Source organism: Pedobacter psychrophilus (assembly GCF_001652725.1).
GTDB classification, from domain to species: Bacteria; Bacteroidota; Bacteroidia; order Sphingobacteriales; family Sphingobacteriaceae; genus Pseudopedobacter; species Pseudopedobacter psychrophilus.
This window is the reverse complement of record NZ_LWHJ01000022.1, coordinates 343141-369495: the sequence shown is the minus strand read 5'-3', so window position 1 is coordinate 369495 and position 26355 is coordinate 343141. Positions and strand designations below refer to the sequence as shown.

General features: G+C 31.1%; 20 protein-coding genes. 9 read left to right on the top strand and 11 right to left on the bottom strand.

Annotated features, from left to right (window positions below; genetic code table 11):
* The first annotated feature begins 74 nt into the window (after nucleotides 1-74).
* The 7 genes from A5893_RS06380 to A5893_RS06350 all read left to right on the top strand — a co-directional run bounded on the left by A5893_RS06380 (nucleotide 75) and on the right by A5893_RS06350 (nucleotide 10286).
* A complete protein-coding gene (locus A5893_RS06380) occupies nucleotides 75-1613 on the top strand; it encodes a cryptochrome/photolyase family protein (protein WP_068821719.1) in 1539 nt (512 codons plus the stop codon).
* A gap of 74 nt (nucleotides 1614-1687) precedes the next feature.
* Nucleotides 1688-2584 carry a MerR family transcriptional regulator gene (locus A5893_RS06375; protein ID WP_082911354.1) on the top strand — a complete coding sequence of 299 codons (897 nt, stop codon included), beginning with the start codon at nucleotides 1688-1690 and terminating at the stop codon, nucleotides 2582-2584.
* A 103-nt stretch (nucleotides 2585-2687) separates the two neighbouring features.
* Entirely contained in the window at nucleotides 2688-5492 is a 2805-nt protein-coding gene (locus tag A5893_RS06370; protein ID WP_068821717.1) for a 2-oxoglutarate dehydrogenase E1 component, read from the top strand.
* 22 nt (nucleotides 5493-5514) lie between these two features.
* Nucleotides 5515-7059, top strand: coding sequence for a 2-oxoglutarate dehydrogenase complex dihydrolipoyllysine-residue succinyltransferase (gene odhB, locus A5893_RS06365; RefSeq protein WP_068821716.1), 1545 nt, complete (start codon nucleotides 5515-5517; stop codon nucleotides 7057-7059).
* A 64-nt stretch (nucleotides 7060-7123) separates the two neighbouring features.
* Nucleotides 7124-7528, top strand: a complete 405-nt coding sequence (locus tag A5893_RS06360) for a GtrA family protein (RefSeq protein WP_068821715.1) — start codon at nucleotides 7124-7126, stop codon at nucleotides 7526-7528.
* A complete protein-coding gene (locus A5893_RS06355; RefSeq protein ID WP_068821714.1) occupies nucleotides 7528-9255 on the top strand; it encodes an ArnT family glycosyltransferase in 1728 nt (575 codons plus the stop codon). The genes A5893_RS06360 and A5893_RS06355 overlap by 1 nt, the downstream gene beginning before the upstream one ends.
* A gap of 2 nt (nucleotides 9256-9257) precedes the next feature.
* Nucleotides 9258-10286 carry a hypothetical protein gene (locus tag A5893_RS06350; RefSeq protein ID WP_068821713.1) on the top strand — a complete coding sequence of 343 codons (1029 nt, stop codon included), beginning with the start codon at nucleotides 9258-9260 and terminating at the stop codon, nucleotides 10284-10286.
* Nucleotide 10287: 1 nt separating this feature from the next.
* On the opposite strand, the gene A5893_RS06345 is transcribed toward A5893_RS06350, so the two are convergent.
* The gene (locus A5893_RS06345) at nucleotides 10288-13050 is read right to left on the bottom strand and encodes a PAS domain-containing hybrid sensor histidine kinase/response regulator (RefSeq protein ID WP_068821712.1); all 2763 of its coding nucleotides are present in this window, start codon (nucleotides 13048-13050) and stop codon (nucleotides 10288-10290) included.
* A gap of 24 nt (nucleotides 13051-13074) precedes the next feature.
* A complete protein-coding gene (gene glyA, locus A5893_RS06340; protein ID WP_068821711.1) occupies nucleotides 13075-14346 on the bottom strand; it encodes a serine hydroxymethyltransferase in 1272 nt (423 codons plus the stop codon).
* 125 nt (nucleotides 14347-14471) lie between these two features.
* On the opposite strand from glyA, the gene A5893_RS06335 reads away from it, so the two are divergent.
* Nucleotides 14472-15494: a Gfo/Idh/MocA family protein gene (locus tag A5893_RS06335; RefSeq protein ID WP_068821710.1), complete on the top strand. Its 1023-nt coding sequence runs from the start codon at nucleotides 14472-14474 to the stop codon at nucleotides 15492-15494.
* On the opposite strand, the gene A5893_RS06330 is transcribed toward A5893_RS06335, so the two are convergent.
* The 8 genes from A5893_RS06330 to A5893_RS06300 form a co-directional block, all read right to left on the bottom strand.
* Nucleotides 15451-16212, bottom strand: a complete 762-nt coding sequence (locus tag A5893_RS06330; RefSeq protein ID WP_068821709.1) for a segregation and condensation protein A — start codon at nucleotides 16210-16212, stop codon at nucleotides 15451-15453. The genes A5893_RS06335 and A5893_RS06330 overlap by 44 nt on opposite strands.
* A gap of 5 nt (nucleotides 16213-16217) precedes the next feature.
* Nucleotides 16218-17486, bottom strand: coding sequence for an MFS transporter (locus tag A5893_RS06325; RefSeq protein WP_068821708.1), 1269 nt, complete (start codon nucleotides 17484-17486; stop codon nucleotides 16218-16220).
* 7 nt (nucleotides 17487-17493) lie between these two features.
* The gene (locus A5893_RS06320) at nucleotides 17494-18888 is read right to left on the bottom strand and encodes a M20/M25/M40 family metallo-hydrolase (protein WP_068821707.1); all 1395 of its coding nucleotides are present in this window, start codon (nucleotides 18886-18888) and stop codon (nucleotides 17494-17496) included.
* 42 nt (nucleotides 18889-18930) lie between these two features.
* The gene (gene recG, locus A5893_RS06315; RefSeq protein WP_068821706.1) at nucleotides 18931-21036 is read right to left on the bottom strand and encodes an ATP-dependent DNA helicase RecG; all 2106 of its coding nucleotides are present in this window, start codon (nucleotides 21034-21036) and stop codon (nucleotides 18931-18933) included.
* A complete protein-coding gene (locus A5893_RS06310) occupies nucleotides 21029-21964 on the bottom strand; it encodes an EamA family transporter (RefSeq protein ID WP_068821705.1) in 936 nt (311 codons plus the stop codon). Before A5893_RS06310 ends, recG begins: the two co-directional genes overlap by 8 nt.
* Nucleotides 21964-22344, bottom strand: a complete 381-nt coding sequence (locus A5893_RS06305) for a RidA family protein (protein WP_068821704.1) — start codon at nucleotides 22342-22344, stop codon at nucleotides 21964-21966. The genes A5893_RS06310 and A5893_RS06305 overlap by 1 nt, the downstream gene beginning before the upstream one ends.
* 3 nt (nucleotides 22345-22347) lie before the next feature.
* On the bottom strand, nucleotides 22348-22491 hold the full coding sequence (locus A5893_RS18235) for a DUF6728 family protein (protein WP_317040580.1): 144 nt from the start codon (nucleotides 22489-22491) through the stop codon (nucleotides 22348-22350).
* A gap of 70 nt (nucleotides 22492-22561) precedes the next feature.
* Complete coding sequence (locus A5893_RS06300; protein ID WP_394330781.1) at nucleotides 22562-24007, bottom strand: OmpA family protein; 1446 nt, start codon at nucleotides 24005-24007, stop codon at nucleotides 22562-22564.
* Between the two features lie 153 nt (nucleotides 24008-24160).
* Between A5893_RS06300 and A5893_RS06295 the strand changes: the two genes are divergently transcribed.
* Complete coding sequence (locus tag A5893_RS06295) at nucleotides 24161-25450, top strand: aminopeptidase P family protein (protein WP_068821703.1); 1290 nt, start codon at nucleotides 24161-24163, stop codon at nucleotides 25448-25450.
* Here the strand turns inward: A5893_RS06295 and meaB are convergent.
* Nucleotides 25437-26321, bottom strand: a complete 885-nt coding sequence (gene meaB / locus A5893_RS06290; protein ID WP_068822100.1) for a methylmalonyl Co-A mutase-associated GTPase MeaB — start codon at nucleotides 26319-26321, stop codon at nucleotides 25437-25439. The two genes, A5893_RS06295 and meaB, sit on opposite strands and share 14 nt — an antisense overlap.
* Nucleotides 26322-26355 lie beyond the last annotated feature (34 nt).

Below are 26355 nucleotides of genomic sequence, written 5' to 3'. Positions count from 1 at the left end.
CTTTACTCATTAATACGATTTATTCATCGCCTAAATTATAAAAACAGAATTCTATCTTTTACTGTTTATAAGAAATGGCAAAAACACTCCGACTTATTCTCGGCGATCAACTTAGTCACCAACATTCTTGGTTCAGTAAAAAAGATGATGATATTATTTATATTATCATGGAAGTGATACAAGAGCAATCTTACGTGAAGCATCACATCCAAAAGATTGTCGGCTTTTTTATGGCGATGAGAAACTTTGCTGAAGAACTTAAAAAAGAAGATCATCAAATAATTTATTACAAATTAGATGATAAAAGCAACCTTCAAAGCTTTAAAGAAAATATCCAACAAGAAATCAAAAAACTTTCGGCACAAAAATTTGAATATCAATTACCTGATGAATATCGATTAGATGAACAGCTAAAAGAGATTTGTAAAGAGTTAGAAATCAGATATTCTGTTATCGATACTGAACATTTCTATACTAACCGAGAAGATGTAAAGGATTTTTTTAGTGGTAAAAAGCAATATTTAATGGAAACTTTTTACCGGGATATGAGAAAGAAACATCATATTTTAGTAAACAAAAATTTAGAACCTTTCGGCGATAAATGGAATTTTGATCATGAGAACAGAAAAAAATACGATGGTAAATATCCGCTTAAAGCTCCCCTATTATTTAAAAAAGAAGTATCAGAAATTGTAAAATTATTGAATGATAAAAAAGTCCAATATTTTGGAAATATAAAACCAAAAGAATTTCCGTATCCAACATCAAGAAAAGAAGCCTTAGAAATACTATATTACTTTTGTGAAGAGCTACTTCCAAACTTTGGCAGGTATGAAGATGCCATGCTAAAGGAACATCATACCTTATTTCATTCTTGTCTTTCGTTTTCTTTAAATCTAAAAATGATCTCACCAAAAGAGGTTGTAGAACAGGTTATAAATACTTGGCAAGCAAATAAAGAAGAGATTGATATAGCACAAGTGGAGGGTTTTGTTAGACAGGTAATTGGTTGGCGAGAATATATGCGAGGGATTTATTGGGATCAAATGCCTGATTTTGCAACAAAAAATTATTTAAATAATGATAGGGATTTACCACCATGGTTTTGGGATGGTAAAGTAAAAATGAATTGCTTAAAATATTGTATAAATAACTCTCTAGATCATTCTTATGCACATCATATTCAACGTTTAATGGTAATCGGGAATTTTGCCTTATTAATTGGAGCAAAACCTGATGAAGTAGATAATTGGTATTTAGGTGTATATGCTGATGCAGTTGAGTGGGTTCAGATTACAAACACCAGAGGAATGAGTCAGTTTGCAGATGGGGGATTAATAGGTTCTAAACCATACGTTGCCTCCGCAAATTATATCAATAAAATGAGTAATTATTGCAAAGGTTGCAGTTACGATAAGGATAAACGCCATGGAGAAAATGCCTGCCCTTTTAACAGCCTTTACTGGAATTTTTACATTAAACATGAAGATCAATTAAAGAAAAACCCAAGGATTGGGATGATGTATCGTTTAATAGATAAAATGGAAAAATCGGAAATAGATGCAATCTTAAAACAATCCGATATTTATTTATCAAATTTACCCTCGTTATAATAATAAACAATGCATTGTTAATTTTGTTAACAATACATACAATCTAAATTCAATACATTTAAAAGAACATAAAAGTGCGGAAATTCTCTATAAGTGATATTGAAAATTTAACAGGCATCAAAGCACATACCATAAGAATTTGGGAGCAGCGATATAACTTTTGCACTCCAAAGCGAACTGAAACCAACATTCGCTATTATGATGATCAAGACTTATGTACATTCCTAAACATTGCTGTTTTAAATGAAAACGGATATAAGATTAGTAAAATTTCCCAAATGGAAGTTTTAGAAATTAATCAATTGGTTAAAAAACTCCAGGAAGATCATTATAATATAAATGTACAGGTACAAATGCTATCAAACGCCATGTTAAAAATGGATGATGAGGAATTTGACGAAGTTTTAAATGGCTGTGTCTCTGATTTAGGAATGGAAAAAGCAATATGCGAAATAGTGTTCCCTTTTATGAGAAAAGTAGGCTTTATGTGGCAAGTGGGTAGCATAAATGCTGCTCATGAACATTTTGCAACACAAAAAATAGAGCAAAAGCTAATCCACGATACCTTTAAATTAAATGGGCTAAAAAACAAAAATTCTAAACGATTTATATTGTTTTTACCTCCTCATGAACATCATGAAATTGGACTACTTTTCGCACAATTTATACTTAAAAGCAAAGGGCATTTTACACTATATCTTGGGCAAGATTTACCTTTTGAAAGTTTAAGCGAAGTTGTTAATTATTACGAACCTGATTTTGTTTTTACTGTTCTTACAATTGCAAATTCTGAAATGAAAATAGAAGATGCAATATCCAAAATCAGGGAAAATATTGGAAATATAAGTTTGATCTTAGCAGGAGCTCAAATTGCTATCAATCAACTTTTAGACAAGCCAAATACGATGTACATAAAAAATATTCAAGAATTTATAGATCAAGTTAACATGCTTAACCTTTCTATAGCCTAAAAATTACACTAAGCTTCTAAATTAAATTTAATTAATACCATTAAATTAATGGTTTACGAACCTATTTTTTTACTTTTGCAGCTAATAAAAAATATTTTTTTTGATGGATAGTTTATCTTATCTCAGTAATGCCGATTCGGCTTATATAGATTCTTTATATCAGTCTTACCAACAAGATCCTTCTTCTGTTGATTTTGGCTGGCAAAAATTTTTTGAGGGTTTTGATTTTGGACAACAATCTGACACTGATTTCTCTTCACAAAACACTACCTCTAGTACCCCAGAACATGTTTTAAAAGAAATTAATGCCTTAAACATGATAAATGGTTATAGGGATCGTGGGCATTTATTTACTAAAACAAATCCTGTTAGGGAGCGTAGGCAATATTTCCCAGGTAAAGAATTAGAGACTTTTGGTTTTACCGATGCTGATTTAGATACTGTTTTTAAAGCAGGTTTAGAAGTTGGTTTGGGTTCAAACGCAACCTTAAGAGAAATTAAGCAACTTTTAGAAGATACTTATTGCCAATCTTTAGGTATAGAGTATAGGTACATGCGTAATCCTATCAAACTAAAATGGTTTGAAGATCGCATGGAAAAATCTAGAAATAAACCAGATTTTGATGTTGAGACAAAGAAAAGGATTCTTTTAAAATTAAATCAAGCGGTAGCTTTTGAGAACTTTTTGGGGACTAAATTCTTAGGACAAAAAAGATTTTCTTTGGAGGGTGCAGAAGCATTAATCCCTGCCTTAGATTCTGTAATTGAAAAAGGTGCTGAGTTAGGTATCGAAGAATTTGTTATCGGAATGGCTCACAGAGGGCGCTTAAATGTTTTGACCAATATAATGGGCAAAACATATAAAGATATTTTCTCTGAATTTGATGGAAAATATAATAAAGATCTTCCTTTTGGTGGTGATGTTAAATACCATTTAGGCTTTTCTAGCGATGTGGAAACCTCACATAATAAAAAAGTTCATCTAAGTCTTTGTCCAAATCCCTCCCATTTAGAAACAGTTTCTGCTGTTGTAGAAGGTATTACCAGATCTAAAATGGATTTAAAATATGATAGCGATTATAAACGAATTGCTCCTATTTTATTACATGGTGACGCTTCTGTAGCTGGGCAAGGAATTGTTTATGAAGTTTTACAGATGTCTAAATTAGATGCCTATTCTACTGGAGGAACAATCCATTTAGTGATTAATAATCAAATTGGTTTTACTACCAATTATAAAGATGCAAGGTCATCAACTTATTGTACTGATATTGCCAAAGTAACATTATCGCCTGTTTTTCATGTGAATGGCGATGATGTTGAAGAATTGGTTTATGCCATTAATATGGCGATGGAATACCGTCAGCGTTTCCATAACGATGTTTTTATAGATATTTTATGCTACCGTAGATATGGTCATAATGAATCTGATGAGCCTCGTTTTACTCAACCTATGCTTTATAAAACCATAGAAAGCCATCCAAATCCAAGAGAAATTTATGTAGAAAAACTGCTTTCTTCTGGTACGGTTGATAATAATTTGGCAAAGCAAATGGAAAAAGAGTTTAAGGCTCTTTTACAAGAAAGATTAAATGAATCTAAAGAAGATAAAGGTGCACCATCTAATCCTGCTTTTTCAGGAGCCTGGACAGCCATGCGCTTTTCTAAACCTTCAGATTTTGAATATTCTCCTGATACATCTATCGATAAAGAAACTTTTTTAAGGCTTGCAACAAGTATTTCTACACTTCCTGAAGGTAAAAAGTTCTTATCAAAAATAGATCGTTTGTTTAAAGAGCGGTTAAAAATGGCTCAAGAAACCCATATTTTTGATTGGGCAATGGGTGAATTGGTTGCCTATGCTAGTGTTATTAATGATGGAAAAAGAGTAAGAATGAGCGGACAGGATGTAGAAAGAGGAACATTTTCTCATCGCCATGCTGTAGTTAAAGTAGAAGATTCTGAAGAAGAATATACTCCTATATCTAATATTGCTAAAAAGCAGCCTCCTTTTGAAATTTATAATTCACACCTGTCAGAATATGGCGTTTTAGGTTTTGAATATGGATATGCAATGGCCAATCCTAATGCTTTAACCATTTGGGAAGCTCAATTTGGAGACTTTTTTAATGGCGCACAAATTATCTTAGATCAATATATTTCAGCAGCAGAAACTAAATGGCAAAGAGCCAATGGTTTAGTAGTTTTGCTTCCTCACGGTTATGAAGGTCAAGGACCAGAACATTCATCTGCAAGGATTGAACGTTTCTTAGAACTTTGTGCTGAATTTAATATGCAAATTGTTAATTGTACTACTCCAGCACAGTTTTTCCATGCTTTACGTCGTCAATTAAAAAGAGATATTCGTAAACCATTAGTGGTTTTCTCTCCAAAAAGTTTATTGAGATTTCCAAAATGCGTTTCTCCATTAAAAGATTTTACCGAAAATAAATTTCAAGAGGTAATTGACGACCCCAACGTGAAAGCTGCAAATGTTAAACGTGTTTTAATGTCGTTTGGTAAAATCTATTATGATTTATTGGATGAACAAGAAATAAGTAAAAAACAGGACGTTGCTATCGTAAGGTTAGAACAAGTATATCCAATACCTTATGAGCAATTAGATAAAATAAGAAAAAAATATAAAAATGCTGAGTTTATATGGGTACAAGAAGAACCAGAAAACATGGGGGCTTGGCCATTTATATCTAGGGTTTTTAGAAAATCAGATTTTAATTTTGATGTGATTTCAAGAAAGCCATCAAGCAGTCCGGCAACTGGTTTTGCTAAACAACATTTAGAAGAGCAGGCGGCGATTGTTGCAAAAGCTTTTGAAATAAAAAACGTTGAAAAAGTTAAAGAAGTAATCAAAAAATCAACTATAGCTAACACACCTAGAGTAGATTAACAAATTATCATATTTAAAATTTATGAGCTTAGAAATAAAAGTCCCTTCAGTAGGAGAATCAATTACAGAAGTTGTTTTAGCTAAATGGTTAAAAAAAGATGGTGACCATGTAGAAATGGATGAAGTGATTGCTGAATTAGAATCTGATAAAGCAACCTTTGAATTGCCTGCAGAAGCATCTGGGACATTAAAATTAATTGCAAAAGAAGGTGATACCTTAGCAGTTGGAGCAATAGTTTGCAGTATTGAAGAAAGTGGTGCAACATCCTCAAAACAAGATACACCTGCAAAAGAAGAGAAAGAAGAAATTAAAGAAGAGGTAAGTAAAACTGATGATAAATCATCTGCAAATACTGAAACCAAAGAAATTAAAGTTCCATCTGTTGGAGAGTCTATCACTGAAGTAACATTAACTAAGTGGTTAAAACAAGAAGGTGATTTTGTAGAAATGGATGAAGTAATTGCTGAGTTAGAATCTGATAAAGCAACTTTTGAATTACCCGCAGAAGCTGCTGGTATTTTGAGCTTAGTTGCAAAAGAAGGTGACACTTTAGAAATTGGGGCTGTTGTAGCAACAATTGCTTCGGGTCAGGCTCAAAGCCCAAAGCCTAAAGCTGAAAGCGATTCTATTGAACAAAAAGAGAAATCTTCAAGTTCTTATGCAGATAAATCTCCATCACCTGCAGCAGCAAAAATTTTAGCAGAAAAAGGGATTGAAGCAAAAGATGTGAAAAGCTCTGGTGTAGATGGTCGCATTACGAAAGAAGATGCAATGAATGCTCAAAAAGCTGAAACTCAAAAGCCGAAAGCAGAAAATTCACCTAAAACTACTAATACTGAATCAACTCCTGCTCAATCTTCTGGAAACAGAGAAGAACGTAGAGAAAAGATGACTTCTTTAAGGAAAACGATTGCTAAGCGTTTAGTTACTGTAAAGAATGAAACCGCCATGTTAACTACTTTTAACGAATTAAACATGGGTCCGGTTATGGATTTAAGGAAAAAATATAAAGATCAATTTAAAGAAAAACATGGCGTTGGCTTAGGCTTTATGTCATTTTTTACCAAAGCAGTTACAGAAGCTTTAAAAGATTTCCCTGCAGTTGGAGCTAGGATTGATGGTGAAGAATTTGTTTACAGCAATTTTGCTGATATTTCTATTGCCGTATCAGCACCTAAAGGATTGGTTGTTCCGGTTATTAGAAATGCTGATAGCATGACTTTAGCTCAAATTGAAAAAGAGGTAATTACTTTAGCCACCAAAGCGAGAGACGGTAAATTAAGTTTAGAAGAAATGACAGGCGGAACTTTTACAATCACAAACGGTGGTGTTTTTGGTTCTATGATGTCAACTCCAATTATAAATGCACCACAGTCTGCAATTTTAGGAATGCATAACATTGTTGAGCGTCCAATGGCTGTTAACGGACAGGTTGTTATTCTTCCGATGATGTATTTGGCTCTTTCTTATGATCATAGAGTTATTGATGGAAGAGAATCGGTAGGATTCTTAGTTCGTGTTAAACAATTACTGGAAGATCCAGCGAGATTGTTGCTGGGTGTTTAAATTCAATTTAAAAATATATTAAAACCTCTAATTACTTAGAGGTTTTTCTTTTTATAATTGCTTAATGGATTTTGTTTTACCTTTTTCAAGAACATTTCTTTACAAATTTATTAGGTTTGCCCTGGTAGGTGTTTCTGGTATTTTTGTTGACTTTGGTACTACCTGGATACTTAAAGAAAAATTTAAAATCCATAAATATATAGCAAACTCTTGTGGCTTTTTATTGGCAACAATAACCAACTATCTGTTAAACAGATATTGGACTTTTCAAAGCAATGATCCAAAGGCATTTCAACAATTCGGTAAATTCTTTGCCATTGCTTTAGTAGGTTTAATATTTAATAACATCATCATCTATATCTTAAATGATAGATTAAAAATCAATTTTTACTTATCTAAAGCTTTTGCCATTGCAGCCGTTTCTATCTGGAACTTTTTTGCAAACTATATTTATACTTTTGCAACGTAATGGAAAAATTAGCAAACCGAAATTTTTTAGATTTAAACAGTAAGAATCTATTTGCTTTTTTTCTTTGCTTAACATTCGTTTTAAATCTATTACAATCATATTTTACCGGTTTACATCCTGATGAGGCCTATTATTGGGTGTATTCAAAATTTTTAGATTGGGGATATTTTGATCATCCACCAATGGTAGCATTATTTATTAAAGCAGGTTATTCTCTATTTCAAAATACTTTAGGACTTAGGCTTTTAACAGTTATAAGCAACTTAGTGGCTATTATCATTCTTTATCAAATTGTAAAGAAATACACGCCAAACGTTCCATTGTTTATCATTATGATAAGCTCGGTATTGTTATTTCACGTTTACGCTTTTATAACCACTCCGGATGTTCCGTTATTTTTCTTTAGCGTATTGTTTTTATACCTCTATCAAATCTATTTAAAAGAAGACAAGATTTATTGGGCCTTTATGCTTGGACTATGTTGTGGAGCATTGATGATGAGCAAATACCACGGCATTCTTTTAATTATTTTGATATTGATATCAAACCTTCAACTATTTAAAAGGAAATCTTTTTATTTGGTTATCATTTTGGGGATATTGATGTGTTTACCACATTTATATTGGCAATATCAGAATGGCTTTCCATCTTTTTATTATCATATCATAGATCGTTCTGCTACCCCTTATCGATTTGATTATACTTCTCAATATTTCTTAGACCAACTTTTAATGATGGGACCATTAGTTGGTTGGCTGTTATTTTATTATGGATTTAAGCAGAAAACAAATCAAGATGAATTCTTAAAATCTTTGAAGTTTGTTTTATACGGAGTGTTTGTTTTCTTCTTCTTGAGCACATTTAAAGGAAGAGTGCAAGCGCAATGGCCATTGATAGAATTTATAGCTCTTTTTATATTAGCTTACATTTACGCAGCTAAAAATATTTATCACTTTTATAAATTTAAATGGTTATTTGGGATAAATATATTCTTGATCATTTTAGCTCGTTTTATAATTATGGGTTTTATACCTGCAGCAAAAAAAATTAAATTTGTAGCAAGTTTTCAAGATTATAATGTTTGGGCGAATCAATTAAAAAACGCAACCGAAGGGAAAAGCGTCATTTTTAAAGATGGTTTTCAGGAAGCTTCATATTATAATTTTTATACAAATTCTTTAAATGCTGTGGCTTATAATTCGATTAATTATAGACAAACACAATATGATCTTTGGCCTATAGAAAATAAAATACAGGGGAAAAATATTTATTTAATTGAGGAAGGCAAAGCCGATTATAACGGACAAAAATTGATTGAAACCAGTAAGAGTTTCTATCATCTTACTTTAATTGATGATGTTAGATTTTATCCTAAGATTTATTTTAATCCTATCAATTTTCCAAAAGATTGGAATAAAAACGAAACAAAATCCATTACTTTTACATTAAAAAATCCCTATTCAAAAACCATCTCTTTTTCTAATGATAACGAAAAATGGGAATGCAATTTTCAATATGGTTTTATGGAAAATGGAGAAATTAAAAGTCTTACACCACTTTCAAAATCGCTAAAAAGCATAAGATTAAAATCTAATGAAACAAAAGTATTAAGTTTAAATATTACTTCTCCTAATCAATCAGGAGATTTCAAATTATTTTTATCCATAAAAACAGAACCTTTTGCTGGCACAAGAAACAGTAAAATGATTTCATTGAGCGTAAAATAAACATGAATACTAAAAAATTAAGTTTTATAATTTTATCGTTTTTAACGATAATAAATCTTAAAGTAAAATCACAAACTATTGAGGCTAACCTTAATTATTTTGGCTTTATGGATAACAGAGAATACGCCAGATCCTTCAGGTATTCACAAACTATTTTTGGTAATCGCATCTCTCCGGAAGTAGGATTAAAACTTGATAGTTTTAATAGGTTTAGAATAGGTTTTAATGCACTTTATGAATTTGGATCTCAAAAAAACACTTTCATTGACAAAATTGATCCAGTAATTTATTACGAACATGAAAAAAATAACTGGCAATTTTTTATAGGCTCATTTCCTCGTTTGAATTTAGTCGATAATTATCCAAGAGGACTAATACGAGACACTTTAAATTATTATCGTCCTAATATTGAAGGGATGTTGGTAAAATATCAAACTAAAAAATTTAAAGAAACGGTTTGGTTAGATTGGACAAGCAGACAAACTGCAAATGATAAGGAAACTTTTCTTTTTGGATTTTCTGGTAAATACCAACCTGGCATTTTCTTCTTATCACATTATGCCTTTATGTTTCATAATGCTGGCGCTGGAATTCCTATTCCTGGAGATTTTTTGCAAGATAACGGAGGTTTACAAGCAGAAATAGGAATGGATTTATCAAGAAAAACATTTTTAGATTCACTAACCTTAAGCGGAGGCGTAATGTTTTCAATCGAGAGAACAAGAGCAATTTCATCGTCTTTTGATACACCTGCAGGTTTTGTCTCCAACCTTTATGCATCATACAGAAAATTTAGTGTTCAAAACACATTTTATGCAGGTGAAGGCCATCACATTATCTATGGTGATTCTTTTTACACCTCAAAAAGTTATGACCGAATTGATTTAGGTTATACTCCTATAAAATATAAAAATTTAGAAGGGAAGTTTGTTTTTAGCTATCATATTGTTGATGGTGCTTTGGATAATCAACAAGCTTTCTTTTTACGTTACAACATTTCGGGGAAGAAAGATATAAGAAAAAAGCAATAGTTTATTTTTTTATATGCTTAATAATTTTAGCATAAAGCTCGTCTGGTTTAAATGGCTTTAATTGATAATCAATCATTCCACTTTCATTAATTTCTCCAATATCATCCTTTAAAATAGATGCTGTTAAGGCTATAATTGGCAGGTTATTAAAATAATCGTCGTTATTCTCTCTTAATTTTTTAACAGTTTCATATCCAGATAACTCAGGCATGTGGATATCCATTAACACCAAATCAAAATCTTTAGATTGTAATAATGCTATGGCCTCAAAACCATTATCAGCACAAACAACTTCTAACCCAAATTTTGCCAAAACTCTTGTAGCTAAAATTCTATTAATTTCATTATCATCAACAACTAATATCTTAGCATTTAAATATTCTTTCAATTGAGTTTTTTCTTCGGTAATTACGTTTTCATTTTCAACAAAGTTATTAAACCTCAGCTCAAATTCAAACGTTGATCCTTTACCCAATTCGCTACTCACTTTTATAGACCCATGGTAAAGTTCAATCAACTTTTTCGTTATTGTAAGCCCTAATCCCGAGCCTCCATATTTCCTTGTTGTATTTGCAGCGGCTTGTGTAAAAGACTCAAAAATGTAATCAAATTTATCTTCTGGAATGCCAATGCCTGTATCAATAACCTGAAATTTTAAATAGGTATAGTTGCTATCAACACTAATTAAACTTACAACAATTTCTACAAATCCTGATTCAGTAAACTTTATACCATTATTAATTAGATTGATTAAAATCTGATAAAGTCTTGTTTTATCACCTCTTACTTGATCAGGAATATTAGAATCAACTTTGTATTTCAGTTCAATTCCTTTTTCTTTAATCTTAAAAGTTAAAGAATCTGCAATGTCTTTTATCAATTCATAAATTGATAATCTTTTGTTTTCCAATTCCATCTTACCAATCTCAATTTTAGAAAAATCTAATATATCATTGATTAAATTTAATAGGTTATCAGAAGAAAATTTAAGCAGTTTAATACTTTGCTTTTGATCTTCCAATTGCTCTTCATCACTTAAAATATTGGTTAAACCAATTATTGCATTTAATGGCGTTCTTATTTCATGACTCATTACAGAAAGAAACATTTCTTTTGCTTTACTCAATTGTATAGCTTGTTCTTTCGCTTCTATCAATTGAAATTCTGCTTGTTTCTTTTGTGTAATATCTGATATAATTTCTATCTGTTTAATGGTTTTCTGTTTCTCGTCTTTGATAGGAGTATTAGAAATAGAAAGCCAAATTTCTGACCCGTCTTTTTTATAAACTTTAATTTCTATGCTAAAAGGAATCAAATTTATTGCGTGTTTTCTTGCTGTTACTAATAATGGTAAATCAGTATCATCACCTTTTACAACATCTCCAATTCTTTTACCTTGAAGTTCATTCAATTCAAAACCTAATAAGTTTATTAATGAATCATTTATCCAATTTACATTTCCATTTTCATCACTAATACAAACACCTATCTCAGTTTTACTTGCCACTAAAGAAAGCAACTCTAATTTTTCTTCCGATTGTTTTCTTTCTGTAATATCAACTACAATTTCTATTAAGCTTTCTATCTCATCTTTATCATCTAAAATGATAGTATTAAAAATAGAAAGCCATATCGGTTTTCCATCTTTTCTTTTGGCAAGTAATTCAACAGAAAAAGATTGCTTATTTCTTGTGGCTCTTCTAGCTTCTTCAACACTCGCTTGAGAACTTTCAGAACTCAAAATTATGTCTCCAAGTTTTTGATTTGATACATCATCTAAATTAAATCCCGTTATTTTTGTAAATGCATCATTTACCCATATAACTTCACTATCTCTGTTACTGATTGCAACACCATTATTAATTTTACTAGCAACTGTAGATAGCTGATTTAAACTTTTTATTATTTGTTTTTGCTTGGTTATTTCTCTGCCTATTATAAACCAAATTCGGTTTTTAGTTACAGCATTCCAACTTATCCATTTAGTTTCTCCGCATTTAGATACTAAACGAGTTTCTACCTCGAAATTTTTCTGCTTATTTAACAGTGCTTCATTAGCAGTCTTTAGAACATGTATTCTATCTTCTGGAAAAACGAATTTAGAAATATTTAAACCTAAGCTTTCTGCAGGTGAAATGCCCAATATAGTTTCAGAAGCATTATTGATATTTAAAATCCGCTGATTTTCATCCAATATGCAAATAAGATCTGGCGATGAATTAAATAAAATCTTAAAATCTTCTTTCTCTTCTTTATTATGAGTACCCTCTAAATTCTTTTTCTTTAAATCTAAAATATTAATAATTTGATTTGAAACATCTTTTAAAGCTTCAATTTGAACTGAAGTTAGAATTTTAGAAGTCTCATCAAAAAGACATAATGTGCCTTTCAGATCAATATCATTAGTAATAAAACTTAATCCCGCAAAAAAGTTAAAAGTTAAATGATGCTCTTGTTCTAAATCCTTAAGTCTTGTATCTTTTTGCAATTGTGGGATCTGAATAAATCCTCCATTTTGGATAGTGTATTTACAAAGTGATTTAGAGAGGTTTAAAACTTTAGGTTCAATATTACCTTTTGTATAGGTGATAATCTGTAAATTATCCTTAACAAATGTAATTGCCGCATTATTACACTCACCAATATAACATGCCAACTTTAATATCGACATGAAATCCTTTTCAGAATTTTCATTAAACAAATCATACAAAGCCATATTGGCTATAGTATCATCTGTTTGTTGATTTGGCTCTTCTAAAATCAATTTATTTAACCGTTTGGTTTGAATTTATTTATATAATGGATGCTTAGCCATTAGATTATTCACTTTAGTACGCAATTCTTCTAATAAAGATTCATTAGCATTGTTAATCAACGCATCATCTATTAAATCAACAATTAAAAGCATATCACTTTCTTTCAATCCTCTTGAAGTAATCGCAGCAGTACCGACTCTTATACCAGAAGTTACAAATGGAGATCTTTTATCAAATGGAACCATATTCTTGTTAACTGTAATATCAGCTTTTCCAAGAGTTTCTTCTGCTAGCTTTCCTGTAATATTTTTATTTGTTAAATCAATTAACATCAAATGATTATCTGTTCCTCCAGAAATTAACTTATAGCCTTTAGCCACTAAAGCATCAGCCATTGCATTTGCATTTTTCTTTACCTGAACTATATAATCCATATATTCATCGCTTAAAGCTTCACCAAAAGCAATTGCCTTAGCGGCGATAATATGTTCTAAAGGACCACCTTGCGTTCCCGGAAAAACAGCACTATCCAAAATAGAGGACATCATCCTTATTTCTCCTTTTGGAGTTTTTAATCCCCAAGGATTTTCAAAATCCGTACCCATCATAATTAAACCTCCTCTAGGACCTCTTAATGTTTTATGAGTAGTTGTAGTAACAATATGACAATGTGGAAGGGGATCTTTTAATAAACCTCTTGCAATTAATCCCGAAGGATGAGAAATATCAGCTAAAACTAAAGCACCAATTTTATCTGCAACTGCTCTGATAAATGCGTAATCCCAGTCTCTTGAGTAAGCAGACGCACCGCAAATAATTAATTTTGGTTTTTCTCTTAATGCAACTTCTTCTAATTGCTGATAATTGATTAATCCTGTTTGTTCTTCTACGCCATAAAAAAACGGTTTGTATAATTTACCAGAAAAATTAACTGGAGATCCATGCGTTAAATGACCACCGTGAGAAAGATCAAAACCTAATATTTTATCTCCAGTATTTAAAACCGCCAACAAAACTGCTGCATTAGCTTGTGCACCAGAATGTGGCTGTACATTTGCCCAAGCTGCATTAAATAATTCTTTAGCCCTTTCAATAGCAATAGTTTCAATTTCATCAACAACTTCGCAACCCCCATAATATCTTTTATACGGCAACCCTTCTGCGTATTTATTTGTTAATACAGAACCGGCGGCTTCCATAACTTGCTTACTAACAAAGTTTTCTGAAGCAATTAACTCAATTCCGTTTTCTTGTCTTTGTTCTTCTTTATTTATAAGGTCGAAAATAACTTGATCTTTTTTCATTTAATTTTTTTAATGTTAATTTTATTACGTTTATTAGAGTCTTAAACCTAAATGTCTTAAATCTTACAGAATTAAATCACTGCTCTAAATTAAAAATTTAAAGCTAGTATTTGAATAAATCATCCATGAATAAAATAAAATTTGTAATTATTGGTGCAGGTAATATTGGCTCTAAATATGTTTCATTATTAAATGAGTTACCTGATTCTGAATTAATTGCTGTAGTCGACTCTAATTTTGGTAGACGAAAATTCATAGATAAATTAGTTCCATTTTTCACTTCATTAGAAGATTTTTTTACATCAAAAATACAAGCTGATGTAATATGTATATGTACGCCAAATGGTTTACATCCATCACAAACAATTGATTGCTTAAATGCTGGCTATCATGTAATTTGCGAAAAACCAGTTGCGCTAAAGGCAGATGACGTTTTGAAGATGATGGAGGCTGAAAAAATATCAGGTAAAAAAGTATTTGCTGTAATGCAAAATAGATATAGCCCTGTAGCAATTTGGCTTAAGAAATTAATGTCGCTAAAACTAGTTGGTGAAATTAGATTATTACAGATTAATTGCTTCTGGAATAGAAATAATAAATATTATAATGATTCGCCTTGGAGAGCAACTAGAGAATTGGGAGGCGGTCCTCTATATTCGCAGTTTAGTCATTTTATTGATTTGATGATTTGGATTTGTGGTAATCCTAAAGAAATTAGAAGCGAATTTTTTACCTTAAATAAAGAAATAAACACTCAATTTCAGGATAGTGGTATCATTAATTTTAAGTTAGGAAAAAATGGAAAGGGAGTTTTTAATTTTACCAATGCTGCTTTTGAAACTAATATTGAAAGTAGTTTAACTATAATTGGTTCCAAAGGAAATGTTAAGGTTGGTGGGCAATATATGGAAAAACTTGATTTTGTAAACTTAGAACAGGTTTTTGAAATTCCCGTTTTTGAAAATGTTACCAAAGCAAATAATTATACTTATTATAAAGGATCTGCAGATAAACATGATGTTTTTCTTAAAAAAGTAATTGATTGTATTAAAAATAATCAAGAGCCAGAAATTGGCTTAGCAGACGAGTTAAATGTTATCCATTTTATTGAACAGGCTGTTCTTTTTGCTGAAGCCAAAAGTTATTAAATCCTATTCCAACCTCAATTTTTAATAATTGTTGTTGTAGCATCTCTAACATCGCTAAAAAATTATAAACAAACTGAACTTTATCTTTAGAAATTTTTAGCAAATCTTGAAAATCTAGCTTTTTATTAATAGTTATTAAACTAGAAATTTGATTTTTCTGTTCCTCTATATTGTAAGGATACTGAATTACAGTATGTTTAACATCGATAGATTTTATTTCATGATTTTTCATCACTTTTAAATAGGCTTTCAAAAGCTTATATAAATCTAAAGATGAAAAATCTTCTAGATTTGATTTTGAATTATCAAGTAAACTTTTTAAATCTTCACTGATATTACCACGCTTGCTTTTGGCAAAGCGAGTATCCTCTAAAGTTTTAAATTGTGTAACAACATCCTTATATCTTTTATATTCTATTAATCTTTGAATTAAATCTCCTTTTAAATCTATCTCTTCTCCATCTTCATTTAATTCTGGTCGTGGTAAAAGCATCTTAGCTTTTATGCGCATTAAAGTAGATGCAACATAAATAAACTCACTTGCTAACTCTATGTTTAGTGCGGTAAGCTTATGTAAATATGCCAGAAAATCATTTGTGATTTTTGCAATTGGAATATTATAAATATCTAATTCATCCTTTTCTATAAAAAATAAAAGTAAATCAAATGGACCTTCAAAAATTGGAAGTTTAATAGAAAACTCTTCCGATTGCTCCATTTACTTTATAATTTATTAATATCATCGAGTGTTAAAGATACTAGTTTTTTGGTCTTAAGCCACGTAACCCCAGCCACCAATAAAGTCATTGAACCTCCAAAAACAACTGCTGGTACAGTTCGCATTAACTTAGCAGTTAAGCCAGATTCAAACTGACCAATTTCATTTGATGAACCTATAAACATAGAATTTACGGCAGAAACGCGGCCACGCATATCGTCAGGGGTTAAAAGCTGTAAAATAGTAGATCTTATAATTACGCTTACACTATCAAAAGCTCCTTCTAAAAATAAAAAGAAAAGGGTGAGATAAAAATTTGTTGATAAACCATAACAAATTATAGATATACCGAAACCAGTTACCGCAAAAAGTAGATTTCTCCACGGTTTTCCCATTGGCGAAAACCTTGTCATTAATAACATGGTAACAACCGCTCCTACTGCTGGTGCCGCTCTTAAAAATCCAAATTCCGTTGCTCCCACATGTAGAATCTCCGTTGCAATTACTGGTATTAAGGCTACTGCTCCTCCAAAAAATACAGAAAATAAATCAAGGCTTAAAGCGCCTAATAGCATTTTTGATTTAAATACAAATCTTAATCCTTCAGATAAACTTTGTAAAATATTAGTAGTTTGTACGTAAGTTGACGGCCTACTTTTGAAAAAGAAGGTTGATATAAAAGCAATTGATAAGCAAACTAAAATGAAAAAGAAAGTATGATTTATACCAGCAAATCCATATAATAAACCTCCAATTGCCGGACCTCCAATAGAGGCAATTTGCCAAGCAGAACTATTCCATGTTGATGAATTTGGATAATGCTCTCTTGGGATAATCATCGCCATTAAAGAGAAAGCAGTTGGCGCATAAAAACCCCTTGCTATTCCATTAACAAAAATCATTACATAAATAAGGGAGATTAACAATGATTCACCCAACCTCACTGTTACAGATGGCAAAGTGATGATAAATAAAACTGTTGACGATAATAAAATTAAACCAACAACCTTTTGTAATAAAGATTTTTTGTTTGATTTATCTGCAATATAACCACCATACAAAGCAATTCCAATAGCTGGTACAGCTTCGGCTAAACCAATCAATCCTAAAGAAAGAGGGTCTTTTGTAATACTATAAATATACCAGCCTATAACAACTCCTTGAACTTGGTAGCCTATTGTTAAGAAAAATCGCATTAATAAATAAGATCTAAATTCTTTAAATCTTAATGCGATATATGGGTCTTTTTTTTGAACTTCAGAATTTAATTCCAATTTATCACTAATGAGAAATACCGTAATTATCTATTAAATACACCAAAGAAGCCATTGATGCAGCACCTAGCTCTAACTCTCTCTTGTTTACATTTTCAAAAACATCATTTGGAGTATGATGGATATCAAAATATCTTTGAGAATCTGCTTTAAAACCTATTAAAACTGCATTTTTAAATACTGAAAGTGGCTCAATATCACTTCCACTACCTCCATTTGTTAAACGTTCACTAAAATATGGTACAAATAACTCTTTCCAGTCAGAATTTATTTTTATCATACCCTCTTTAGAAACATCTTGAAATGTAAAACCTCTTGGTGTAAAGCCACCGCCATCAGATTCTATAGCGGCAATATGGTTTTCTTTTTTGACTGCTGCTAATTCAGCGTATTTATCTCCACCTCTTCCACCATTTTCTTCATTCATAAACATTACAGCTCTTATAGAGTGTTTTGGTTTTAAACCTAATGATTTATAGATTCTTAAAACCTCCAATCCTTGTACAACTCCAGTTCCATCATCATGTGCTCCTTCTGCTAAATCCCAAGAATCTAAATGTCCTCCTACTGTTATAAATTCGTCTGGTTTTTCGCTTCCTGTTATCTCTCCAACTACATTATAGGATTTTACATCCGGTAATAATTGACAATTTTGTTTAAAATAAAACTCAATTTGTGGCAGTTTTTTTAATTTTAATAAATTACTTAGCTGATTTGCCGCTTTGGTAGAGATTGCCGCAGCAGGAATTTTTTTAGCACCATCAGGAAAAACTGTAGTTCCAGTATGTGGGTAATCATCTAACGTACTTGAAAGTGACCTTACGATAACTCCAACTGCACCATATTTTGCCGCCTCAGCTGGGCCAGCAAATCTTTGGTCACCAGCAGCTCCATAAGCTCTTCCTGTTTCAATAAATTTTTGATCAAAAGGGCGATTAAAAAAAACAATCTTACCTTTTATTTGGCTTTCGCCGACATTTGCTAATTCTGCCAAACTCCTAACTTCAATTATTTTTGCTTTAATTCCATTTACAGGCGTTCCAGGAGACATCCCGAGTGCACATATATTTACATTAATCTCGGTTTTTCCATTGATGATTTTACCAATCTCCTTTTGTCCCCTTACCCAATGAGGAACCATACACTCTTGTAAAAAAACTTTATCAAAACCATATGAATCCATCAATTTTTTACCCCAATCAACAGATTTTTGCGCATTTGCAGAACCACTTAACCTTGGACCTATTTGTTTACATAAATACCTAAGATTCTCATAACATTGTCCGTTAACTAAAGATTCATCATAAATTTTCCTCAGCATTAAAGAATCCTGTGCTTTTGATATTTGATAAAATAGAATAAATGTTATTGTAAATAATATGGTTTTGTAAAATTTCATCATTTAAATAATTTAAGATTGTAAATGTATTGAATTATTAAAATATCAGGATATTTTATTTAGCATGATTCCTGTTACAGAGTTGAAATTTTGGGTTTTCAAAACTTGATGCTCTTCCATTTCTAGATTTGGGTCTTTTTCAAATATTTCTAAAACACTTAACCTTGCTTCATGCAAAATGGCCTGATCAGTAGTTAAATCTGCTAATTTTAAATCCATAATTCCACTCTGCTGCTTGCCTTCAATATTTCCTGGACCACGTAGTTGTAAATCTATCTCCGCTATTTCAAAACCATCATTACTTCTTACCATAGTCTCTAATCTTATTCTGCCATCTTTGCTCAATTTTTCTCCAGACATTAAAATACAATAAGATTGCTCTGCACCTCTACCTACTCGGCCTCGTAATTGATGTAATTGGGATAAACCAAATCGTTCAGCATTTTCAATAATCATCACAGAAGCATTTGGCACATTTACACCAACTTCAATCACTGTAGTTGCAACCATTATTTGAGTTTCACCCCTAACAAAACGCTGCATTTCAAATTCTTTCTCAGATGGTTTTAACTGCCCATGTACGATACTAATTCTATAATCGGGCAAAGGAAATTCTCTACTCATTGTATCCACACCATCCATTAAGTTTTTTAAATCAAGCTTAGCACTTTCTTGTATTAAAGGATAAACGATATAAACTTGCCTTCCTTTAGCTATTTCTTGTTTCATAAAACCAAACATTCTCAATCTTTGGTTTTCAAAAAGATGTCTAGTTTCAATTGGTTTTCTTCCAGCAGGCAATTCATCAATTACAGAAACATCTAAATCACCATAAAGAGTCATTGCTAATGTGCGTGGAATAGGAGTAGCAGTCATTACCAAAATATGAGGAGGAATAATATTCTTCTTCCAAAGTTTTGCTCTTTGCTCCACACCAAATCTATGTTGCTCATCAATAACTGCAAAACCTAAATTCTTAAACTTTACTGGGTCTTCAATTAAAGCGTGAGTGCCGATTAAAATTAAAAGATGACCCGATTCTAAATTTTCTGAAATTACTCTCCTTTCTTTTTTCTTTGTTGAGCCCGTTAACAAAGCAATAGAAACAAAATCATCTCTTAATAAAGATTTTAAAGAATGATAATGCTGAGTTGCTAAAATTTCTGTTGGAGCCATTAAACAGGTTTGATATCCGTTATCAATTGCTAATAACATTGTCATTAACGCAACAATAGTTTTTCCAGAACCTACGTCACCTTGTACCAACCTATTCATTTGAATACCTCTTTGAGTATCCAATCTAATCTCTTTAATTACTTTTTTTTGTGCATTTGTTAAATCAAAAGGTAACAAATTAGTGTAGAAATAATTGAACTTATCTCCTACATTATTAAAAATGTTTCCTTTAAATTTTTGAGTTCTTAACATTTTTGCTTTTAACATTCTAAATTGAATATTAAATAATTCCTCAAACTTTAAAGTGGCTTGTGCTTTTTTTAGATAGTTATTATCTTTTGGGAAATGAATATGTTGAATAGCTTGATGCCTATTAAAAAGTTTATACTTTTCAAGTAAATAAGAAGGCAATTGATCTTGTACTTGAGGAATACAAATGTCAAATAATCCTGTAATTATTTTCTGAATTCCTTTACTATCTAAACTATATTGTTTGAGTTTTTCTGTAGAAGAATATATTGGTTGTAATGTTAAGTTTCCTTTGTTTAAAGCATTTTTATTGTAAATCTCAAGTTCTGGATGGGCCATCTGAGTCTTTCCATTAAAAAAGGTAGCTTTTCCAAAGATTGTATATACATGATTTAGTTTAAGATTTTTTTGAACCCATGATATACCTTGAAACCAAACTAATTCAATTTCGCCAGTATCATCATTAGCTTGAGCTATTAACCTTTTTGTTCTCTTTTCTCCAATTACTTCAAATGATTTTAACCGAACTAATATTTGTATAGAAGGTAAGTCTAGATTGACTTCATTAATTTTATAAAATTTTGTTCTATCAATATACCTAAATGGATAATGATTTAATAAATCAGAATAATTATAAATCCCTAATTCCTTCTTAAGAATTTCTGCCCTTTGAGGTCCAACTCCTTTTAAATACTCAATTGGACTTGTAAGTATTTGGTCATTCAAGGGTGGCAGTTTTTTTATTTAAATTATAATTTCTGATTTTATTAAAGCCTTGTAAAAGGATTTTAGAATTGAATAACAGAACGGCAAAAATTAAAAGTAAATATGCAAATACCTGATATAATTTTACACTTTCATCAAAATAAAAAAAAGCAATACTAAATGAGACAACTGGGTTAATATAAATTAAAATACCTACCGTAGCTGATGGTAAACTTTCTAATGCGAACAGGCTTAATAATAGAGGTAGAATTGTAAATACAATTGCAATTATAACGATGCTGAACCAAAATATTGGATCAATTGGAAAAGGTTGAGGAAATATTATCAATAAAGGTATGATAATAATTAGTGCAATGATAAGCTGAAAAAACAGCATATTTATTTTGTTAATACCTTGTATCTTCCTTTGAATAATAAGGAAAAATGCGTAAAAAAACGCAGTTAACACAGCCCACAAAGTATCTGTTACTGATGCATTCGATAATAGTATAATTGATATAATTGCAATACCAATTCCGGTAAATTTTATTGTACTTAAATGCTCTTTTAAAATAAAATAAGCCCCTAATGCTGTTATTAACGGACAAACCATATAAGCAAATGCAGCTGATTTAACATTAATATTATTTACTACATAAATAAATGTAAACCAATTTAAAGTGATAAATACACCAGAAAGCAAAATTAGTATTAAAGTAAATCTAAGATTTTTGGAATCTAGCTGCTTAATATTATTAATATCCTTTCTAAAATCGTTACTATTAAAAGCGAACGTATAAATCAAGCATATTACAAAACAGGTTATAATTCTATAGTATAGAATTTGATCTGCATGATGAGTTTTAATTAACCTTAAAGGTATGGACATAAAAGCCCAAATAACATTTGCAGATAATGCTGATATTAAACCTAAAGCTTTTTTACTCATTAGAATTTTACAGCAATTGCAGAAATTTCTACGTTAACATTTTTTGGTAAAGTTTTTACTGCTAAAGTTTCTCTAGCCGGAAATTCACCGTCAAAATATTGTCCATAAACTTGATTAACGCCTGTAAAGAAATCCATATCACTCAAAAAAATAGAAGTTTTTACTATGTTATTAAATGAATAACCCGTTGATTCTAACACAGCTTTGAGATTTTTCATCACTTGATGTGTTTCTTCTTCTATCGATTTATCGATTATTTTTCCTGATACTGGATCGATAGCAATTTGACCAGATATATATAATGTATCATGAGCTAAAACTGCTTGGCTGTAGGGACCAATTGGGGCGGGAGAATTTTCTGTTGTTATAATTTTTTTCATGATTTAATTTTTTAGAATTAAAATATCTATCAATTTCCATATTACACCTATTAAAAAAACTACAATTGCTAGTTTGTTGATAAAGTGCATTGCCCTTAAATTAAAATTATCCGGTCTAGCTGGATCTTTCTTTCTAAAAAAATACATACTATAAATTTATAAATAAAAAAAGGGAGTCCGAAAACGGACTCCCTTAAATATAGATTAAAAAATCTAATTAATTTTGTCTAAACTCTACACGACGGTTAGCTTGACGACCTTCTTCAGTAGCATTTGAAGCAACCGGACGAGTTTCGCCATAACCTTTAGTAGCAATTTTCTTAGCATCAACTCCTGAATTAACTAGGTAAGTTTTTACTGCATTTGCTCTATCTAATGATAATTGCATGTTGTAAGCATCAGTTCCTTCTGCAGAAGCATGACCATCTAATTGTAACATCATTGCATTATCAGCTCTCATTGAAGAGGAAACTTGATCTAATGTTGAATAAGAAGAAGTTCTTAACACTGAAGAATTAAATTCGAATTGGATGTTATTAACACCATTCATTGTTGCAGTTCCCATTGCAGGACAACCATTTAATTCTACAGTTCCTTTTTCTACTGGACATTTGTCTTTCCAATCTGGAACACCATCACCATCAGTATCTAATTCACATCCAGCACCATCAACTTTAGCACCTGCTGGAGTATTAGGACATTTGTCTAAATAATCAGCAACACCATCGCCATCAGTATCTTTCTTCATATCTTGAACAGCTTGTTCAACATTAGTAACACGACCTTTTAAAGCTTCAACTTCTTGACGTAATGTAGGATCTTTTAATTCATCATACATCATTGCGATTGGGTTAGACCAAGTTAAATCTGGTTTTGAAGCAGATCCTAAAGAAAATTCTAAACCTGCATGAGCAAGAGAAAATTTATCTTTAGAAGTTCCACCAGCATAAACTCCATCAAAATTATCACCATCAATAAAGTTAGCTTGGTATCCTAGGTCTAAAGCAACTCTATCGCTTAATTTAAACTTAACGCCAGCTCCAACAGGAATATAAGCTTCTCTGATGTAATCATTATTATCACCAGCTGAACCATATTTACCTTTATTGTCTATAGAACCAGCAGCAACATCATAACTTCTATAAGTTACTGGGTTATAAGCAATAATTCCATAACCCAAAGTTCCGTAAAAATTAATAACGTTTTTTCTTTGTAAAAAATCTATAGAACCTAATGTAAATACACCAGCTAAATTAGCGTCATACTGTACCTTTGTTTTTGTAGAGCTATAAGGACCGGATCCACCAAATAAACCAGTACCAGAATTTTTATTATAAGAAACTACATGACCTCTGTAGATATTACCTTGTAAACCAAAAACATGACCTAATTGCTTTCTTAAGCTAAGTCCGTAATAAGCACCAACTGTATATTCACCAAACTCAACGTTTCTTCCGAAATCGTTTGTACCGCCAGTAACAACAACTGGAACTGTACCACCGCCGTTAATACCTAATGTCCAAGTTCGGTATTGAGATCTCCCACCAAACATTTTGGCAGAACTTGTTGTAGTTGGCATTGTGTCTTGTGCATTTGCTGCTACAGCAAAAGCAGTAGCAAGAGACAAAGCAACTGTTTTTTTTAATGTAGAATAATTCATCATTTTTTTTTTTAAGGTTAACAATTCTTAATTGCGTAATTATTTGTAAAATTAACTATAAGTTTGACTTCAGCAAATATTCAAACTTCGTTCCAAACTTACAATCATCGCAAAAATACTTTAAAATAATTAAAGTAAAAATAAAAATCTATTATAATGAAAGTAAAAATAACAAATGATCAATTGTTTAAACATAACAGGAAGAACTTTTCGAGTAAAATAAAAAATAATGGACTAGCTATAATCAATACAAATGATGAATATCCTAGAAGTGGTGATCAGATATATAATTTTAAGCAAAATCCAGATTTTTTTTACCTTACTGGCTTAGATCAAGAACAATGTTTACTTCTTATTTTTCCTGATTGTCCTAATCCGTTATACAAAGAAGTCCTGTTTTTAAGACAGACAAATGAGCACATAGCGGTTTGGGAGGGTCATAAGTTTACAAAAGAAGAAGCAAGGGCAATATCAGGTATAGAAAATATTTTTTGGATAGATGAATTTTGGAACATATTTTCTTCAATAATCCATTATGCTACTTTCATATATATTAATACCAATGAAAATGATAGATATGCCCCAATTGTACCCTATAAAGATTTAAGATTTATTGATGAAATAAAATCTAAATATCCTTTGCATAAATATGAAAGAGCTGCTCTAATTTTTAGAGAATTAAGACCAATAAAATCAGAAATTGAAATTTTTTATACCCAAAAAGCTTGTGATATTACAAATGATGCTTTCAAAAGGGTATTAAAATTTGTAAAACCTGGCGTAAATGAATATGAAATTGAAGCAGAAATAATTCATGAATTCTTAAAACAACAGGCAACCGGGCATGCTTATTCTCCTATCATAGCCTCGGGCAAAAATGCTTGTATACTCCATTATAATGATAATCAAGAAAAATGTAATGATGGTGACGTAATATTATTTGATTTTGGAGCTGAGTATGCTAACTATAATGCTGATTTAAGCCGTAGTATTCCTGTAAATGGAAAATTTACTAAAAGACAGAAAGATGTGTATAATTCTGTTTTATATGTAATGAAGGAATCTACCAAAATGCTAGTTTCTGGAACCATTTGGAACAACTACCATGAAGAAGTTGGGAAAATAATGACTGCTGAATTGTTAAAATTAGGACTTTTAGATAAACATGATGTAGAAAAACAAGATTCAAAATTGCCTGCCTATAAAAAATTCTTTATGCATGGTACTTCTCATCATTTGGGTTTAGATGTACATGATTTTGCTAGCAGATATGAATCATTTGCAGTTGGAAATATTTTGACTTGTGAACCTGGTATATATATAAGGAGCGAAGGTTTAGGAATAAGATTAGAAAACGATATTTTAATTACAGATAATGGCCCGATAGATTTAATGGCTAAAATCCCTATAGAAGCTGATGAAATTGAGGAAATTATGAATTCTTAAATTTTTCTATAAACTGATAGAAATTAAAATTTAACTCCAACGAAGCTTCAGCAATTTCTTGCTGAAGCTTTTCTTTTTTAATACTTTTCATCTTTTCATTTTGAATTAACCGCCAGGCTTTCTCCATTAATAAATAAGGTTTTCTATTATTTTTTTTGATTTTAAATTGTTTAATTTCTTTAACTAAATCTTCTAAACCTTTATTTTGATGTGCAACAGTACAAATTACAGGAATGTTATACGTTTGTTGATGCACCATTTTTTTTAAATGATTGGCAAAAGTTTGCGCCCCTTCTCTATCAGATTTATTAACAACAAAAATATCTGCAATCTCCATCAAACCAGATTTGATACTTTGAATATCATCTCCAGCTTCTGGCACTAAAACTACTATACTAATATCTGCTAATCCAGCCACTTCCACTTCCGATTGCCCCACACCAACAGTTTCTATAAAAATATAGTCAAAATCAGCAGCTTTTAAGACATCTACCATCTCAATTGTTTTTACAGATAAGCCGCCTAAAGAACCTCGAGTAGCAATTGAACGGATATAGACATTAGGATTATTAAATTGAGAAACCATCCTAATCCTGTCTCCCAGTAATGATCCTAAATTAAAAGGAGAAGTAGGATCAATAGCTAGAATGGCAATTTTATATTTTTGAGCTAACTCAATTAATAAAGCATTCACTAATGTGCTTTTACCTGCTCCTGGCGGCCCTGTAATTCCAATTACTGGAGTGTTTTTGATTTTTAAAGATTTTAGATACTCATCGGCGAAAGCCAAATTATTTTCTACAATTGTTAAAAGCCTAGCTAAAGATTTTACATCTCCATTTTTAAGCTTTGTAAGCAATTGATTATTCATTTTCAACATTAACAGTATCTTTGTTACAAATAAA

Coding starts and splice junctions, on each gene's coding strand:
- A5893_RS06380 (WP_068821719.1), top strand. CDS start 75: ATGGCAAAAACACTCCGACTTATTCTCGGCGATCAACTTAGTCACCAA.
- A5893_RS06370 (WP_068821717.1), top strand. CDS start 2,688: ATGGATAGTTTATCTTATCTCAGTAATGCCGATTCGGCTTATATAGAT.
- odhB (WP_068821716.1), top strand. CDS start 5,515: ATGAGCTTAGAAATAAAAGTCCCTTCAGTAGGAGAATCAATTACAGAA.
- A5893_RS06360 (WP_068821715.1), top strand. CDS start 7,124: ATGGATTTTGTTTTACCTTTTTCAAGAACATTTCTTTACAAATTTATT.
- A5893_RS06355 (WP_068821714.1), top strand. CDS start 7,528: ATGGAAAAATTAGCAAACCGAAATTTTTTAGATTTAAACAGTAAGAAT.
- A5893_RS06350 (WP_068821713.1), top strand. CDS start 9,258: ATGAATACTAAAAAATTAAGTTTTATAATTTTATCGTTTTTAACGATA.
- glyA (WP_068821711.1), bottom strand. CDS start 14,346: ATGAAAAAAGATCAAGTTATTTTCGACCTTATAAATAAAGAAGAACAA.
- A5893_RS06335 (WP_068821710.1), top strand. CDS start 14,472: ATGAATAAAATAAAATTTGTAATTATTGGTGCAGGTAATATTGGCTCT.
- A5893_RS06330 (WP_068821709.1), bottom strand. CDS start 16,212: ATGGAGCAATCGGAAGAGTTTTCTATTAAACTTCCAATTTTTGAAGGT.
- A5893_RS06320 (WP_068821707.1), bottom strand. CDS start 18,888: ATGATGAAATTTTACAAAACCATATTATTTACAATAACATTTATTCTA.
- A5893_RS06310 (WP_068821705.1), bottom strand. CDS start 21,964: ATGAGTAAAAAAGCTTTAGGTTTAATATCAGCATTATCTGCAAATGTT.
- A5893_RS06305 (WP_068821704.1), bottom strand. CDS start 22,344: ATGAAAAAAATTATAACAACAGAAAATTCTCCCGCCCCAATTGGTCCC.
- A5893_RS18235 (WP_317040580.1), bottom strand. CDS start 22,491: ATGTATTTTTTTAGAAAGAAAGATCCAGCTAGACCGGATAATTTTAAT.
- A5893_RS06300 (WP_394330781.1), bottom strand. CDS start 24,007: ATGATGAATTATTCTACATTAAAAAAAACAGTTGCTTTGTCTCTTGCT.
- A5893_RS06295 (WP_068821703.1), top strand. CDS start 24,161: ATGAAAGTAAAAATAACAAATGATCAATTGTTTAAACATAACAGGAAG.
- meaB (WP_068822100.1), bottom strand. CDS start 26,321: ATGAATAATCAATTGCTTACAAAGCTTAAAAATGGAGATGTAAAATCT.